At 62.3% G+C, this 15887-nt stretch carries 13 protein-coding genes; 2 read left to right on the top strand and 11 right to left on the bottom strand.

Features of this window, described 5'->3' with window-relative positions:
- Positions 1-87: 87 nt before the first annotated feature.
- Both edd and eda read left to right on the top strand, forming a co-directional pair.
- Positions 88-1935: a phosphogluconate dehydratase gene (gene edd / locus QYQ99_RS20270; RefSeq protein WP_302089745.1), complete on the top strand. Its 1848-nt coding sequence runs from the start codon at positions 88-90 to the stop codon at positions 1933-1935.
- On the top strand, positions 1920-2567 hold the full coding sequence (gene eda / locus QYQ99_RS20265) for a bifunctional 4-hydroxy-2-oxoglutarate aldolase/2-dehydro-3-deoxy-phosphogluconate aldolase (protein ID WP_302089744.1): 648 nt from the start codon (positions 1920-1922) through the stop codon (positions 2565-2567). The genes edd and eda overlap by 16 nt, the downstream gene beginning before the upstream one ends.
- 72 nt (positions 2568-2639) lie before the next feature.
- Here eda and cydX read toward each other — a convergent pair whose 3' ends face one another.
- The 11 genes from cydX to QYQ99_RS20210 all read right to left on the bottom strand — a co-directional run bounded on the left by cydX (position 2640) and on the right by QYQ99_RS20210 (position 15856).
- Positions 2640-2780: a cytochrome bd-I oxidase subunit CydX gene (cydX, locus tag QYQ99_RS20260; RefSeq protein ID WP_003053063.1), complete on the bottom strand. Its 141-nt coding sequence runs from the start codon at positions 2778-2780 to the stop codon at positions 2640-2642.
- Positions 2781-2884: 104 nt separating this feature from the next.
- Positions 2885-4039, bottom strand: a complete 1155-nt coding sequence (cydB, locus tag QYQ99_RS20255; RefSeq protein ID WP_302089743.1) for a cytochrome d ubiquinol oxidase subunit II — start codon at positions 4037-4039, stop codon at positions 2885-2887.
- Between the two features lie 13 nt (positions 4040-4052).
- Positions 4053-5642: a cytochrome ubiquinol oxidase subunit I gene (locus tag QYQ99_RS20250; RefSeq protein WP_302089742.1), complete on the bottom strand. Its 1590-nt coding sequence runs from the start codon at positions 5640-5642 to the stop codon at positions 4053-4055.
- Between the two features lie 31 nt (positions 5643-5673).
- On the bottom strand, positions 5674-7398 hold the full coding sequence (locus tag QYQ99_RS20245) for an amino acid ABC transporter ATP-binding/permease protein (protein ID WP_302089741.1): 1725 nt from the start codon (positions 7396-7398) through the stop codon (positions 5674-5676).
- Entirely contained in the window at positions 7395-9128 is a 1734-nt protein-coding gene (cydD, locus tag QYQ99_RS20240) for a thiol reductant ABC exporter subunit CydD (RefSeq protein ID WP_302089740.1), read from the bottom strand. Before cydD ends, QYQ99_RS20245 begins: the two co-directional genes overlap by 4 nt.
- A gap of 240 nt (positions 9129-9368) precedes the next feature.
- Positions 9369-10325, bottom strand: coding sequence for an NAD(P)H-dependent flavin oxidoreductase (locus QYQ99_RS20235; protein ID WP_302089739.1), 957 nt, complete (start codon positions 10323-10325; stop codon positions 9369-9371).
- Positions 10326-10607: 282 nt separating this feature from the next.
- Positions 10608-11738 carry an ABC transporter substrate-binding protein gene (locus QYQ99_RS20230; protein WP_302089738.1) on the bottom strand — a complete coding sequence of 377 codons (1131 nt, stop codon included), beginning with the start codon at positions 11736-11738 and terminating at the stop codon, positions 10608-10610.
- Between the two features lie 140 nt (positions 11739-11878).
- Positions 11879-12811, bottom strand: coding sequence for an electron transfer flavoprotein subunit alpha/FixB family protein (locus QYQ99_RS20225; RefSeq protein WP_302089737.1), 933 nt, complete (start codon positions 12809-12811; stop codon positions 11879-11881).
- Positions 12812-12963: 152 nt separating this feature from the next.
- The gene (locus QYQ99_RS20220; RefSeq protein ID WP_012839288.1) at positions 12964-13713 is read right to left on the bottom strand and encodes an electron transfer flavoprotein subunit beta/FixA family protein; all 750 of its coding nucleotides are present in this window, start codon (positions 13711-13713) and stop codon (positions 12964-12966) included.
- A gap of 385 nt (positions 13714-14098) precedes the next feature.
- A complete protein-coding gene (locus QYQ99_RS20215; RefSeq protein WP_302089736.1) occupies positions 14099-14875 on the bottom strand; it encodes an enoyl-CoA hydratase in 777 nt (258 codons plus the stop codon).
- 21 nt (positions 14876-14896) lie between these two features.
- Positions 14897-15856: a histone deacetylase family protein gene (locus QYQ99_RS20210; protein ID WP_302089735.1), complete on the bottom strand. Its 960-nt coding sequence runs from the start codon at positions 15854-15856 to the stop codon at positions 14897-14899.
- Between the last annotated feature and the right edge of the window lie 31 nt (positions 15857-15887).

Here is a 15887-nt window from a genome sequence, read left to right as displayed (position 1 = left end):
GGAGCCATGCCCCACGCATGGCTCTGACTCATTCCAAGACAATGCCTGCGCCCGAAGCACAGGCATTGCTGCCCAAGGACTTTCATCATGGCACTTCACCCCGTTCTGGACCAGGTGACGCGGCGCATCCAGGAGCGCAGCCGCGCCAGCCGCTCCGACTATCTGGCACAGGTCGATGCCATGGCCTCGCGCCCTCCCCAGGTACGCACCATGGGCTGCGCCAATGTGGCCCATGCCTTTGCGGCGCTGCCCGGCACGGACAAGATTCGCATCGTTGAGGAAAAAGGCCCCAATGTCGGCATCGTCACGGCCTATAACGATGTGCTCTCCGCCCATGCGCCGTTTGCGCATTACCCCGATATTCTGAAAGATGAAGCCAGACGCAACGGCGCAACGGCCCAGGTGGCCGGCGGTGTGCCCGCCATGTGCGACGGCGTGACCCAGGGCATGCCGGGCATGGAGCTGAGCCTGTTCAGCCGCGACACGATTGCGATGTCCACCGCCGTGGCTCTCACGCATGACACATTCGATGCGGCCCTGATGCTGGGCGTGTGCGACAAGATCGTTCCCGGCCTGCTCATCGGCGCTCTGCATTTCGGCCACCTGCCCATGGTGTTCGTGCCTGCCGGCCCCATGACTTCGGGCCTGTCCAACAGCGACAAGGCCAAGGTGCGCGAGCAGGCGGCGCAGGGCCTGGTCGGCCGGCAGGAGCTGCTGGCGGCAGAAAATGCGGCCTATCACGACCAGGGCACCTGCACCTTCTACGGCACGGCCAACAGCAATCAGATGCTGCTCGAAGCCATGGGGCTGCATGTTCCCGGCACAGCCTTCATCAACCCCGCCGACACCGAGCGCGAACTGCTCACGCGCGAAGCCATGCGCACCGTGCTGTCCATCACCCGGAGCCGCCGCTTTGCCCCCATAGGGCATGTCGTAGACGAGCGCTGCATCGTCAACGCCATGGTGGCCCTGCTGGCCACCGGCGGCTCCACCAACCACCTGATCCACTGGGTCGCCGTGGCCCGAGCTGCCGGCATCGTCATCGATTGGGATGATTTCGAGAAGCTGTCCGCGGTGGTTCCTCTGCTGGCCCGCGTCTACCCCAATGGCAGCGCCGATGTGAATCAGTTCCAGGCCGCAGGCGGCCCCGGCTATGTGATCGCCCAGCTGCTGCAGGCCGGACTCATGCATGGCGACGTGCTCACGGTGAGGCCCGAGGGGCTGGCTGCCTTCGGGCGCATTCCCCATGTCGAAAAGCATCAGCTGCACTGGCGGGATGCGGGCATGTCCGGCGACGAAGCCGTGCTGCGCCCTGCCAGCCGTCCATTCAGCCCTACGGGTGGGTTGAAACTGCTCAAAGGCAATCTGGGCCGCAGTGTCATCAAGATCAGCGCCGTACCGGAAGATCGCCACGCGCTGCGGGCACCTGCATGGGTCTTTGATTCCCAGGATGAGCTGCAGGCGGCCTTCCAATCCGGTGCGCTGGAGCAAGCCTGCCAGACCAATGGCTTCAATGGCGTCGTCTGCGTGGTGCGCTGGCAGGGTCCGCAGGCCAACGGCATGCCCGAGCTGCACAAGCTCACCCCTCCGCTGGCCGTTCTGCAGGGCAAGGGCTATGCCGTGGCCCTGGTCACCGACGGCCGCATGAGCGGCGCATCGGGCAAGGTTCCGGCAGCCATCCATGTCAGTCCCGAAGCACTGGCCGGCGGTCCGCTGGCCAAGGTGCAAAGCGGCGACATCATGGTGCTCGACGCCCCCGCCGGTCTGTTGCAGGTCGAGCTGACCGATGCCGAATGGGAGGCCAGACCGCTGGCCACCATACCCGCCGAGCTGCAGCACGCCAATCACCGCGGCCTGGGCCGTGAACTGTTTGCCGGATTCCGGCGCAATGCGCTGAGCGCAGAAGAAGGAGCTTGCACATGGCTGCTCAAATGACCGCATTGTCCATCATGCAGGATGCACCGGTGATTCCGGTCATCGTGCTGCACAGCACGGAACATGCAGTGCCCATGGCCGAAGCACTGCTGGCAGGCGGCATCAGGGTTCTGGAGGTCACGCTGCGCACGCCTCAGGGTCTGGCCTGCATAGAGGCCATCGCCAAACAACTGCCCGAAGCAATCGTTGGTGCGGGCACCGTGCGCAATGCGGCCGATGCCGCAGCGGCAGCTCGGGCCGGCGCAAAGTTTGCCGTCAGCCCTGGCTACACCGGCAAGCTGGGCCAGGCCTGCCGCGATCTGGACCTGCCGCTGCTGCCCGGTGTCGCAACCAGCAGCGAAATCATGATGGCTCAGGAAGACGGCTTTACCGAGCTCAAGTTCTTCCCCGCCGTGCAGTCCGGAGGCATCCAGATGCTGAAGGCCTGGCAAGGTCCGTTCGGTGAGCTGCGTTTCTGCCCCACGGGCGGCATTTCGCCCAGCAACGCGGCGGAGTTTCTGGCGCTGTCCAATGTGGTCTGCGTGGGCGGCTCCTGGCTGGTTCCCGCCAATGCCGTGGAGAGTGGCAACTGGTCGCTGATCACCGAGCTGGCTCAGGCTACGCAAGCGCTGAGAGGCTCCCGCACGGCCTGAGCAGGACAAGGCCTGGTCCATAAAAAAGCCCGGTCAGCGCAAGCCGACCGGGCTTTTCCTCGTCTTGGCGACTCAGGCGTCCGGCAGCGACTTGGTTCGCTCCAGAAGCTTGCGACGCGTTGCCTCGTCATCCATCAGCTCGAACCAGATCGCATTGAGCACAGCAAAGGCTGCTGCCAGCGGCAGACCCAGCAACCAGGCGAAATACCACATAAGTTTCCTTTCATTCGGCCCATCCAATGCATGGGCCAACAATATTCGAACCGCCCCTCACACAGACTGAAGAACGCAGCAGAGCGTCTGAGGGGCATCCCATCTCAATACGAGTGACCCTGGCCGGTCACGATGGCTTTCACGTCCACCTTGCCTCGCAGCACCGAGTACACCCAGCTGGTATAGGCCAGGATCAACGGCAGGAAGATCAGCACGCAAACCAGCATGATGAACAGCACGACATGGCTGGAGGACGAGTCCCAGACCGTCAGACTGAAGCGCGGATCAATGCTGGAGGGCAGGATCATGGGGAACATGGCTGCGCCCACAGTCAGGATGATTGCGGCAATCGCCAGGCCGCTTGCCATCAGCGCCAGCCACTCGCGACGGCTGCGCAAGCCGATGGCCACGATCAGCGGCATGAGCAGACCGATACCGGGCACCAGCCAGAGCAAGGGATAGGACTTGAAGTTGGCCATCCATGCACCGGCCGCCACGGCTGCGGTCTTGTTCAAGGGGTTGGAGGGACCGACGGGGTTGATCTCGCTGGTAATCACATAGCCGTTGATGCCCGTAGCCAGCCACAGGCCGGCAGCCGCAAACAACACGGTGGTCAACACGGCAAACCATGTGCCGTACCTGGCAGCGCGGCTGGCGACTTCACCTTCGGTCTTGAACATCAGCCAGGCCGCACCATGCATGAGCAGCATGGACAGCGAGACCAGACCGCACAGCAGTGCGAAAGGCGTGAGCAGACCAAAGAAGCTGCCATCGTAGTAAATGCGCATATCGTCACCCAGACGAAATGGCACGCCGAGAATCACGTTGCCCACGGCCACGCCGAACAGCAGTGCAGGCACCAGGCCCGTGATGCACAGCACCCAGTCCCAGCGGTTGCGCCAGGCCGCATCTTCATGTTTGCTGCGGAACTTGAACGCCACGGGACGCAGGATCAGCGGCACCAGCACAGCAAACATGGCCAGGTAAAAGCCCGAAAAGGACACGGCGTAAAGCTGAGGCCAGGCTGCAAAGATGGCACCGCCACCCAGAATCAGCCACACCTGATTGCCTTCCCACACGGGGCCGACGGAGTTGATGGCCGTGCGGCGCTCGACATCGGTCTTGGCCGTGGCCCGCAGCAGGCCCATGGCGCCAAGATCGAAGCCGTCGGTGACGGCAAAGCCCACCAGCAGCACGCCGAGCAGCAGCCACCAGATGAGGCGCAGCACGTCATATGAAATCAGTTCATGCAAGATCATTTGATTGCTCCTCTCAGCTTTGGCCGCGTGCCAGCTTCTTGATCATGGGTTCGTAGAGGCTGAGGTGGGGTTCGCTCTCATGCTCGGGGCCCTTCTTGATGGCCTTGACCATCAGCTTGAGCTCGATAACCAGCAGCACGGTGTAGATCAGCACGAAACCGGCAATGGTCAGCAACAGCGTCTTCGCACCCAGATTGGAAACCGCCATGGCCGTGGGCAGCACGCCTTCGATGATCCAGGGCTGGCGACCCAGCTCGGCCACCACCCAGCCGCATTCGGCGGCAATCCAGGGCAGCGGAATCGAGAACACGGCAACCTTGAGCAGCCAGGGGTAGGCATCAAGCCTGTGGCGGGCAGCCAGCCAGAAGAAGGTGCCGGTCAGCACGATGAAGAACATGCCCAGGGCCACCATGATGCGGAATGTCCAGAACAGCGGCCCCACCGGTGGCACGGTATCCATTGCCGCCTGGTGGATCTGCGCTTCGGTCGCCGTGCGGGGATCATCCACATAGCGCATCAGCAGCAGGGCGTAGCCCAGATTGGCACCATTGTTCTCAAACCGCAGGCGTGCCTCGGCGGGAATCTCGGCATCGGTCCTGGCCTTGCGAATGGTCTGCAACGCGTCGTAGGCGTCGATACCGTTGCGGATATTGCCTTCGGCGCTCTTGACCAATTCGTTGATGCCGGGAATTTGGGTGTCCAGCGAACGCGTACCGATCAGGCCCATGACCCACGGGATGTGGACGGCAAAGTGGGTCTCGCGAGCCTCGCGGTCGGGGAAGCCAAAGGCCGTGAAAGAGGCAGGTGCGGGCTCGGTCTCCCACATGGCTTCGATCGACGCCAGCTTCATCTTCTGGTGTTCGGATGACAGATAGCCGGATTCGTCACCCAGCACCACCACCGACAGCGAAGCAGCCAGACCAAAGGATGCGGCCACCGTCATCGAGCGCTTGGCCAGATGGATGTGACGCCCCTTGAGCAGATACCAGGCCGAAATGCCCAGCACGAACAGCGAGGCCATGACGTAGCCCGCCGACACCGTGTGCACGAACTTGGCCTGCGCCACGGGATTGGTGAGCACGGCAAAGAAGTCATTCACTTCCATGCGCATGGTCTGGGGGTTGAAAGTCGCCCCCACAGGGTTCTGCATCCAGCCGTTGGCGACCAGAATCCACAGCGCCGAGAAGTTGGTGCCTACGGCCATCAGGCAGGTGACGATCAGGTGCTTGACCTTGGAGAGGCGATCCCAGCCAAAGAAGAACAGGCCGACAAAGGTCGCCTCCATGAAGAAGGCCATCAAACCCTCGATCGCCAGCGGCGCACCAAAGATGTCGCCCACATAGTGGCTGTAGTAGCTCCAGTTCATGCCGAACTGGAACTCCATCACCACGCCGGTTGCCACACCCATGGCGAAGTTGATGCCGAACAGCACGCCCCAGAACTTGGTCATGTCGCGCCAGATGGCACGTCCGGTCATCACATACACCGTCTCCATGATGGCGACGAGTATGGACAGCCCCAGTGTCAGCGGCACAAACAGAAAGTGGTAGAGCGCCGTTATCGCAAACTGCAGTCGCGATAAATCGACGATATCGAGGTCCATGGTCAGGTCCTTTCTCTCGGTACTTCAAAAATCAATCGGAATAACATATGTACTGCGGTGCAACAGCACCCAGCGCATCGGGTCGCAGCCTTGCCATCAGCTGCTCAAACTCTGGGGTGCCACGCAGGGCTTGCACCCTCACCCGTCCTGCCTGCAGATACACAATGCGGTCGGCGAGGCTCGCCTCACGCTGCCAATGCGTGGCAAAAATAAGCGTTCGCGCGCCACACTCAGCCGCCTGCAACAACCGCTTCAGCACATCGGCAGCAGTGACGGCATCCAGTCCTTCGGTCACCTCATCGAGCAGCCAACAGCGGTCTGGGCTCAGCAGCAGTCTGGCCAGTGCCAGCCGGCGCGACTGGCCTCCGGACAGACCCATGCCACCTTCACCCAGCATGGTGTCCAGCCCCTGTGGCAGGGCCATGACGTCGCTTCTAAGACCAGCAGCCTGCAGGACACCCCACAGTTGCTCGTCGTCGGCATCGGCATCTGCAAGCCTCAGGTTGTTGCGCAGGCTGTCCTGAAAAAGCTCGGTTCGCTGTGTCATCCAGCTGCAGCTGCAGGCCTGAACCACGCCTTCGTCCGGCTGCAGCTCACCCGCCATCAAATGCAGCAAGCTGGTCTTGCCTGCACCGCTGCTGCCGATCAGCGCCACGCGCTCGCCCTGGCGCACATTCAGGTCTATCGGCCCCAATTGACGAAGCCGGACAGCCTGCAGGCTGACGGCCAGCTTCTGCATGGGCTGCTGCGGGTTCTCTGCCGCTTCGACCTTGGCCGCCAGCGGCGGAGCCAGCCTGCGCAGCGCCAGCCAGGTACGCCCGGCCTGCTCTGCCCCTCTGCGCAGAGCTGCAAACGGCTCCATTGCCGACAGTGCCAGCAAAATACCCAGCGCAGCAACCGGCGCGTTGATGCGCCCCTGCTCCATCAACCAGGCCATCAGCAGCACGGATGCGCTCAAGGTAATCGCAGACACCGCACCATAAGCCTGGGCGGCAGCAGCTTCGGATTGATAAAGCCGCTCATCGGCCTGGGCGCAGCGCGCATCGCTGTGCAGCACTTGCTGCACCTGGGCAGGCAACTGGCCTGCCATCAGCAGCTCGGTCTGACCGGCAACCAGATCCACGGTCTGGGCGCGCATGGCTTCCAGCGCCATGGCACGGCGTACGGCGGCTTTGCGGCTGCGCAAACCATGCCACAGGGCAATGCCCCAGCCAGTCAGCAGCAGCCACGCCAGGGTCAACAGACCCAGCCACCAGCGCATGAATCCGTAGGCCAGAGCCGCCAGCAAGGCCGCGCCCAGCGCCGCTACGGCAGGCACCAGCAGGCGCAGATAAAGATTGTCCAAGGCATCTACATCGGCGGTCAGACGCTGCAACAGCCTTGCCGGGCGCTGCAGCAGCAGGCGGGCGCCCTGCGGGCGAGCCCAGCTCAGAAACAGTCTCTGGCGCAAAGAGGCCAGCACGGCCAGCGTGGCATCGTGGGTTACCAGGCGCTCGGCATAGCGGGCACCGGTGCGGCCCACGGCGAGCAGGCGAATGCCGGCCGACGGCATGAACACATCGAACACCAGGGCTGTGGCTGGCACCAGCCCGGCCAGGGCCGTGGCCGTGATGAACCAGCCCGACAAGCCTAGCAAAGCCATGCCCATCAGCACAGTGAGCGCTGCCAGGGCGGCTCCACCCAGCCAGAGCTTGCGCTGCGCCATCTGGCCCAGCGTGGCCAGCATCTCGCGCATTGAAATGGCTTGCTGCTTCATGCGCTCTGCTCCTGCACTCGTCGCAGCAGCGGCAGCTCGATCACGCGATCCATGGCCGCGGCTAGCTGCGCATCGTGGGTGGCGACCAACATGGTGCGCCCCCTGGCCAGATGGCGCAGAGACTGCGTGATCTGGGCGGCTGTCTCGGGATCGAGATGAGCAGTAGGTTCATCGACCAGCAGCAGTCCGGCCTGCGTCTGCGCGGCCATGCGCGCCAGAGCCAGCCTCACCACCTCGCCACCGGAAAGACCTGCACCGCCCTCACCCAGGCTTGCGCCTGGGCGATGCGCCAGGGTCTCATCGAGTGCCGCCTGCTGCGTGGCTTGGGCAACCTGCTCGGGTCCTACAGAGCTGCGCCCCAGCGCGATATTGCGCGCGGCCGAGCCAGCAAAGACATGGGGCAGCTGACCCAGCCAGGCCATGCGCTGGCGCAGCTGCGTTGCACTGTGGGCATCGAGCACTCGCCGATCGACCTCGATACGGCCTTGCTGCACCGGCAAAAGGCCGGCAATCTGCGCCAGCAACACGGACTTGCCGCTGCCGCTGGGACTCCACAGCGCCACATGCTCTCCAGCCTCTATCTGCAAAGACAGGGGGGCGAGCCGGGAGTCGCTGCCCGGCGCCTGAACCTCAAGATCGGTAATGCAGACGGACACCGGCCGGACGGGCGATAAGGCTGCCTTTACCGGAAGCACCGGATCGACGAGATGCTGTGCACCGACAATCTGCACGGACTGAGTCTGCATGCTCTGCAAGGTCTGCAGTGCTGCCTCGCCGGCGGCCCTGTCATGCCAGACGGCCGAGAGATCGCGCAGCGGCTCGAAGAATGCCGGTGCCAGCAGCAACACGAACATGGCCTGACCCAGACCGAGCTTGCCGCCCCAGGCGCCGAAATTCAGCGTGCCCAGCAGGTGAAAGCCTATGTAGACGGCCACCATGGCCACGCCCAGCGCCGAGAAAAGCTCCAGCACCGCAGAAGACAGAAAGGCAATGCGCAGCACGCGCATGGTGCGGGTGCGCAGGTCTTCGGCATGGTCACGCAGCCGCTGGCCCGTCAGCTCCACGGCATGCAGAGCACGCAGCGTGCTCAGGCCGCGCAGGCGATCCAGCAAGAAAGCATTCATATGGCCCAGTTGCAGCATCTGCTCTTCGCTGGCCGCCTTGGCACGCCAGCCCACGATCGCCATGAAGAGCGGAATCAGCGGCGCGGCCACCATCAGAATCAGAGCCGCTACCCATGACTGCAAGGCCACGGCAGCCAGAATCACCAATGGCAGCAGACGCACACGCCACATCGCGCTCTGGTAACGCGCCAGCCACGGAACAATGGCCTCGGCCTGCTCTGCCATGGCGCTGGCGGCCTGGCCCGAGGCGGGTCGGCTTTTGTCCAGCGGCGATGTCTGAGCCAGCGACTGCGCCACCCGAGCGCGCAAGCTGCTGAGCTGAGCGCGCGCTGCACGGTTGGCCAGCATGCCGCCATGACCTTCTGCCCAAGCTCGCAGCAAGCCCAGCAACAACACGCCCGCCGCCATGGGCCAGACGGCCGCCATGCCCTGACCATTGGCCATGAGTTGCACAGCCCAGGCCAGCAAGGCTGCCTGCGGCAGCCATATCAGCCCGGCGAACACCTGCCACACAGCACCCGCGCTGGGGCGACGGATGACGCTCGCCAACTGGGCATGTGCTGTATCGGTCCGATTGTCGGAGGAGGAAGAAGGGGTGTGCTGCATTTCTCAATTTTCAGTATTTACTGAAATTAACGGAATACTACTCTTCTTTTGACAATCATCATGACTTGATATGCAAAAGCCAATTGCAGGACCATGCCTACATTGATGCGCATCAACTCCGATGTGATTTAACAAGGGTTAACCCTTGATAAAGTCGTTCTTGAGCAACATCAAGCGAGCAAGCCGCCCATAAAAAACGGCGTCCGAAGACGCCGTTGGCACAAAAGATAGTGAACTGCCTCAGGCAACCAGCAGGCTTGCCTTGGCGTCGGCGTACTCACGCTTGAGGCGAGCCACCAGCTCCGCCGTGGACTGCACCTTGTCAATGACACCGATACCCTGGCCGCAGCCCCAGATATCCTTCCAGGCCTTTTGCGCACCGCCGCCAAAGTTCATCTTGCTGGGGTCGGATTCAGGCAGGTTTTCCGGATCCAGACCGGCCGCACGAATCGAAGGCGCCAGATAGTTGCCATGCACGCCTGTGAACAGATTGCTGTAGACCACGTCGTCGGAGTTGCCCTCGACGATCGCCTGCTTGTAGGCTTCGACGGCGCGCGCCTCGTCCGTGGCAATGAAGGCCGATCCGATATAGGCAAAGTCCGCACCCATAGCCTGGGCCGCCAGAATCGAGCCACCCGTGGCAATCGAGCCGGACAGCGCCAGAGGGCCGTCAAACCATTGGCGAATTTCCTGCACCAGGGCAAATGGACTCTTCACACCCGCATGGCCGCCAGCACCGGCTGCCACGGCGATCAGGCCATCGGCACCTTTCTCAATGGCCTTGCGCGCAAACTTGTTGTTGATGATGTCGTGCAGCACCACACCGCCCCAGCTATGCACGGCCTGATTCACATCTTCACGCGCGCCCAGGCTGGTGATGATGATGGGCACCTTGTACTTGGCGCAGACCTGCATGTCGTGCTCAAGACGGTCATTGCTCTTGTGCACGATCTGATTGATGGCGAATGGTGCCGAAGGACGATCGGGATGGGCTTTGTCCCAGGCCGCCAGAGTCTCGGTGATCTCTGCCAGCCAGTCCTCCAGCTGCTCGGCCGGACGGGCATTGAGAGAAGGCATGGAGCCGACGATACCGGCCTTGCACTGCTCGATGACAAGCTTGGGATTGCTGATGATGAAAAGCGGCGAGCCGATGACAGGCAAAGCCAGCTTTTTGAGGGCGGGTGGCAGCTTGGACATGTGTTGTCTCCTTCTTCGTTTTATCAATAAAAAGGGCTGTAGCGTTTGTTCCAAATACGCAGGCAGCTCTTATTTCAGAAGCAGTTCGAAGGGCGGCTCACTGTTTGCACCCCTGTGCCGACGGTGAAGCCGTCCGACTGGCCTTGGCCAGTTTCGCCTGCCATGGCTCCACTCCCTGTCCCCAGGGCAACAGTTTTTGCCTTCTCTGTGCACGCAGGAGCATCGTGATGGGAGCGGCCGCAAAAAAGGCCTGAACGCGGTGCGGCGTCAGGCCTTGGTTTCTTACTGCGTCACACGCCCGGCGGCATTGACGATGGACAGGTCCACATATTTGGAGCCCACTTGCCCGGGCTTGAAGTTCACCCAGTAGCCGCCCAGGTCATAAGACTCCAGTCCGCGCAAGGCAGCACTCATTTTTTCCGGCGTCACCGGCTGGCTGCGACGCATGGCCTCCACGATGACCTTGGCATTCACATAGCCTTCCATCATGGCGAAACTCACCGGAACGTCCAGGGACTTGCCTGCAGCAATCGTCGCGTCGCGAAACTCCTTGTTGAGCTTGCCCGATACCTTGTAGGGACTGGGCACCACCTGGGCAATCGACAGACCGCTCATGTACTCCACAGGAAGACGCTTAGCCAACTGCTCGATATCGGCCTCGGCCGTGGCATAGACCTGAGCGGTACCGCCCTCCATGCGATATGCCTCGACAAATGCCGCCGTGGCAGGACTGGAAGCCACCAACAGAATGGCCTGAGGCGAAGTCTTCGCGGCCTGCAGCTCCTGCACAGCCTTGTCCGTTCCGCCTCGGCTCTTGAGCATGGCCGATGTCACCAGCTTGGCCCCGCTGGGGTTCACGGCCTTGGTCACCAAAGCTGTCAGCTCCTGCGCATCGGGACGCTCCTCGAACACCAACGCCAGCCGCGTGATGCCTACGGTGGCCAGGTGGGTGGAAATCTTTGCGACCTGCTCGGCAAGCCCTGCACGCGTGGAGAACATCTGGGGTGATGCCAGCACACGGGTGTCCGTGCTCTGATAGCCCACCAGCGGAATCTGCGAGCCATCCAGAGCCTTGCTCTGCAGCAAGGCCGAGAGATTGCGATTGCCGAAATAGCCTGCCAGTACCACGGGCTTGGATTCGCTCAGCAGCTTGCGCGTCTTGGTCACGGTCTCCTCGGGATGGCCCACATCATCGAGCACGGCCAGCTCCACAGGCTGGCCCTGCACACCACCTGCCTTGTTGATCTGGTCAAAGTACAGACGCATGCCCTGCGCATAGGCCCGCCCCTGACTGGCTTCGGCCCCGGACATCGGAGCTACCTGCCCTACCGTCCAGGCCTGCGCCACCAAAGCAGCACCTGCACACATGGCGACCAAACCGGCTCGCGCCAACACCCAATGCTTGCGATTCATTCAGAGTCTCCCTCTCCATCAATGCAGTGGGTATGAAGCGCCCATGCAACTGCCGAATTATTGTTGATGACCTGCCCTGTACGAGCCAGGCGCCCACGGAAAAAGAGGGGCTTGAAGCCCCTCTTTTGATGTGCGCCAAATTACAGCGCGTTGACCAGTTCGGGGACGGCCGTGAACAGATCGGCTTCCAGACCGTAATCGGCCACCGAGAAGATCGGTGCCTCCGGGTCCTTGTTGATCGCCACGATCACCTTCGAGTCCTTCATGCCCGCCAGATGCTGGATCGCACCCGAGATGCCGCAGGCAATGTACAGCTGGGGCGCCACGATCTTGCCCGTCTGGCCCACCTGCAGGTCGTTGGGCGCATAGCCCGCGTCCACCGCAGCGCGCGACGCGCCGATGGCGGCTCCCAGCTTGTCGGCCAGCGGCGACATGACTTCCTGGAACTTCTCGGCCGAGCCCAGCGCGCGACCGCCGGAAACGATGATCTTGGCGGCCGTCAGCTCGGGACGCTCGCTCTTGGTCACTTCACGGCCCACAAAGGCGCTCTTGCCGTTGTCGGCCACGGCTGCCGCCGTTTCCACCGCCGCCGAGCCGCCAGTGGCAGCTGCTGCGTCAAAGCCCGTGGTACGCACGGTGATGACCTTGACGGCATCGGCGGACTGCACGGTAGCAATGGCGTTGCCCGCGTAGATGGGACGCTCGAAGGTGTCGGCCGAGTCGACCTTGGTGATGTCGCTGATCTGGGCCACGTCCAGCTTGGCGGCCACGCGGGGTGCCACGTTCTTGCCCGAGGCGGTCGAGGGGAACAGGATGTGGCTGTAGTTGCCCGCAATGCTCAGCACCTGGGCGGCGACGTTCTCGGCCAGGCCGTCCTTGAGGCTGGCGCCGTCGGCATGGATGACCTTGGAGACTCCGGCGATCTGGGCGGCAGCGGCTGCTGCAGCGGCTGCACCTTCGCCAACGACCAGCACATGCACATCACCGCCGCAGGCCTTGGCAGCCGTCACGGTGTTCAGGGTCGCGGTCTTGATCGACGCGTTGTCGTGTTCTGCAATAACGAGAGAGGTCATTTCAGTCGTCTTTCTCTAGAATTTTTCATGGTGCCTGCATCACCCGCAGTCGGCCAATCTGGCGCGGCTCAAGCGCGGGACACCGAGGAAGGGCCGCCCCGCACCGAGGGGTGTCCCCCTGCGGGGGATGACGCGAAGCGGCTCAGGGGGCCTTAGATGACTTTCGCTTCGTTCTTGAGCTTGTCGACCAGGGCGGCCACATCAGCCACCTTGACGCCGGCGCCGCGCTTGGCAGGCTCGGAGACCTTCACGGTCTTCAGGCGAGGCGTCACGTCCACACCCAGGTCTTCGGGCTTGAAGGTGTCCAGCTGCTTTTTCTTGGCCTTCATGATGTTGGGCAAGGTGACGTAGCGGGGCTCGTTCAGGCGCAGGTCGGTGGTGATGACGGCGGGCGTGGACAGGGCCACGGTTTCCAGGCCGCCGTCGACTTCACGGGTCACATTCACCTTGTCGCCAGCGACTTCGACCTTGGAGGCGAAAGTGGCCTGGGGCAGGTCGGCCAGGGCCGCCAGCATCTGGCCGGTCTGGTTGGCATCGTCGTCGATGGCCTGCTTGCCGCAGATGACCAGACCCGGTTGCTCCTTGTCCACCAGGGCCTTGAGCAGCTTGGCCACGGCCAGGGGCTGCAGCTCGACATCGGTCTCGACCAGGATGCCGCGATCGGCACCGATGGCCATGGCCGTGCGCAGGGTTTCCTGGCACTGGGCCACGCCGCAGGAGACGGCGATGACTTCAGTCACCACGCCTTTTTCCTTCAGGCGCACGGCTTCTTCGACGGCGATTTCGTCAAAGGGGTTCATGCTCATCTTGACGTTGGCGATGTCCACACCCGTGCCGTCCGACTTCACGCGGACCTTGACGTTGTAGTCCACCACGCGCTTGACAGGGACCAATACCTTCATTGCTGCGGCTCCTTAATGATTACTGCATTGACGTTTACGTAAACTGGATTCATTTTATGCGGCACTGCAACACTCTCTGCACAATTTTCCAGACAATCTGTCCGAAGAACTCTGCAGCAGCCTTCGCAAGCGGACTGGCATAAAAAGAACGACCGTTCTATTTTATGCACAAGCCATGCGAAATCACAGGTATGAAATGAGCCCAATCAGGGTAATACCTAGGAAGTGAGCTCATCAACGCCATGCCTGCATTCAGACAAGTCTCACGGTAACACTGCCTGAAAGCAGCCTCGTCGTTCAAATGGACGGGCTTGAAGCACAAAACCACGATGCAGGCTGCACCATCCGCGCAGATCGGCCTGCCCGGCGGACGATGGCCGAGGCATCAAGACCAGCCAGGCTTGCGCTTCTCAAGAAAAGCCTGAGCACCCTCCTGTGCATCGGCATCCAGCATATTGATGGCCATGGTCTGGCCCGCCAGCTGATATGCCGACTCCAGTCCCATCTCCCGCTGGCGATAGACCAGCTCCTTGCCCATTCTGATGGCCGTGCGAGGCTTGCTCACAATAGCCGCCACCAGTTCCTCCACGGCGGCATCGAGTCGCTCTGGCTCGACCACACGATTGAGCAGGCCATAGTGCAGCGCCGTCTGCGCATCGATGAACTCGCCCGTCAGCAGCATCTCCATGGACTGTTTGATGGGCATGTTGCGCACCAGGGGCACACTGGGCGTGGAGCAGAACAAGCCATACTGAATACCGCTGGTGGCGAAGCGGGCCTCGCTGCTGGCCACGGCCAGATCGCATTGCGCCACCAGTTGGCAGCCTGCAGCCGTTGCAATACCCTGCACTCTTGCAATGACGGGCACTGGCAGCTTTTGAAGCGACAGCATCATGCGGCTGCATTGGGCAAACAGTTGCTGGTAGTAAGCCAGCTCCGTGTGCTTGGCCATATCCTTGAGGTTATGCCCTGCGCAAAAAGCCCGGCCCTCGGCCTCCAGCACCACCACACGCACCTGCTCGTCCCTGGCCACGGCATCCAGCGCCGACTGCAAGGCCGTGAGCATTTCGCTGCTCAAGGCGTTGAAACGCTGCGCGTCGCTCAGCGTGATGCGTGCCACCCCGCGCTCGTCCTGGCTCAGCTGCACTAAGGAATCGCTCATCCCTGTCTCCCTGCTTTCGGACTAGATATCGGCCAATACGCGCAGATGTGCCTCCACGCTGCGCGCCAGCGGATCCATCACATAACCGCCTTCGAGGCTGGAAACAATGCGGCCCTTGGAAAAGCGCCGTGCGATGTCCTTGATGCGTGAGGTGATCCAGGCAAAGTCGTTTTCCGTCATGCCAAGCTGACCCATATCGTCTTCGCGATGTGCATCAAAGCCGGCGCTGATGAAGATCATCTCGGGCTTGAATGCTTCAAGGCGTGGAATCCACATCATCTCGATGATCTCGCGAATGTCCATGCCTTTGGTGTACGCGGCCACAGGCACGTTCAGCATGTTCGGTGCCGGATCCTTGTCACCGCTGAACGGATAGAACGGGTGCTGGAAGATACCGCACATCAACACGCGCGGATCACCGGCCAGGATGTCTTCCGTGCCATTGCCGTGATGTACATCAAAGTCGATCACTGCCACGCGCTTGAGATGGTGACGCTCCAGCGCATACTTGACGCCCACGGCCACATTGTTGAAAAAGCAAAAGCCCATGGCCTGGTTGCGCGTGGCATGGTGCCCGGGCGGACGCACGCTGCAAAAGGCGTTTTCCAGCTCGCCGGCCAGCACCGCATCGGTAGCCGCCAGTGTGGCCCCCGCAGCGCGCAGTGCGGCCTTGAAGGTGTGGCGGTTGATGGAGGTATCGGTGTCCAGCTGCCTGTGCTCAGGCCCGCCTGCGGCCAGCTCCTGCTCCAGCCTGTCGGTCAGTCCCTGCAGGGCGGCAATATGCATGGGATCGTGCGCCAGCTCGATCTCGGCCAATGATGCCAGCGGCACATTGCAGCGCTCCAGCGCATCGCCCACGCCGCTGACCAGCAGTCTGTCTTCTATCGCGTCCAGCCGTGCCGGGCATTCAGGGTGGCCCGGCCCCATCTCGTGCAACCAGCAATCCCGGTGGCTGAAATAACCTGTCTTGCCCACAGTCATGTCTCCGCTATCGCTTATTTAGGATATGGTT

Origin of the sequence: Comamonas testosteroni (assembly GCF_030505195.1) — a bacterium.
GTDB classification, from domain to species: domain Bacteria; phylum Pseudomonadota; class Gammaproteobacteria; order Burkholderiales; family Burkholderiaceae_C; genus Comamonas; species Comamonas testosteroni_G.
Note: the sequence above shows the minus strand (reverse complement) of the source record. Positions and strands in the feature narration are given on the sequence as shown.

Coding starts and splice junctions, on each gene's coding strand:
- QYQ99_RS20225 (WP_302089737.1), bottom strand. CDS start 12,811: ATGACCTCTCTCGTTATTGCAGAACACGACAACGCGTCGATCAAGACC.
- cydX (WP_003053063.1), bottom strand. CDS start 2,780: ATGTGGTATTTCGCCTGGTTGCTGGGTCTGCCGCTGGCAGCAGCCTTT.
- cydB (WP_302089743.1), bottom strand. CDS start 4,039: ATGATCTTGCATGAACTGATTTCATATGACGTGCTGCGCCTCATCTGG.
- eda (WP_302089744.1), top strand. CDS start 1,920: ATGGCTGCTCAAATGACCGCATTGTCCATCATGCAGGATGCACCGGTG.
- QYQ99_RS20220 (WP_012839288.1), bottom strand. CDS start 13,713: ATGAAGGTATTGGTCCCTGTCAAGCGCGTGGTGGACTACAACGTCAAG.
- QYQ99_RS20235 (WP_302089739.1), bottom strand. CDS start 10,325: ATGTCCAAGCTGCCACCCGCCCTCAAAAAGCTGGCTTTGCCTGTCATC.
- QYQ99_RS20245 (WP_302089741.1), bottom strand. CDS start 7,398: ATGAAGCAGCAAGCCATTTCAATGCGCGAGATGCTGGCCACGCTGGGC.
- cydD (WP_302089740.1), bottom strand. CDS start 9,128: ATGCAGCACACCCCTTCTTCCTCCTCCGACAATCGGACCGATACAGCA.
- QYQ99_RS20210 (WP_302089735.1), bottom strand. CDS start 15,856: ATGACTGTGGGCAAGACAGGTTATTTCAGCCACCGGGATTGCTGGTTG.
- QYQ99_RS20250 (WP_302089742.1), bottom strand. CDS start 5,642: ATGGACCTCGATATCGTCGATTTATCGCGACTGCAGTTTGCGATAACG.
- QYQ99_RS20215 (WP_302089736.1), bottom strand. CDS start 14,875: ATGAGCGATTCCTTAGTGCAGCTGAGCCAGGACGAGCGCGGGGTGGCA.
- QYQ99_RS20230 (WP_302089738.1), bottom strand. CDS start 11,738: ATGAATCGCAAGCATTGGGTGTTGGCGCGAGCCGGTTTGGTCGCCATG.
- edd (WP_302089745.1), top strand. CDS start 88: ATGGCACTTCACCCCGTTCTGGACCAGGTGACGCGGCGCATCCAGGAG.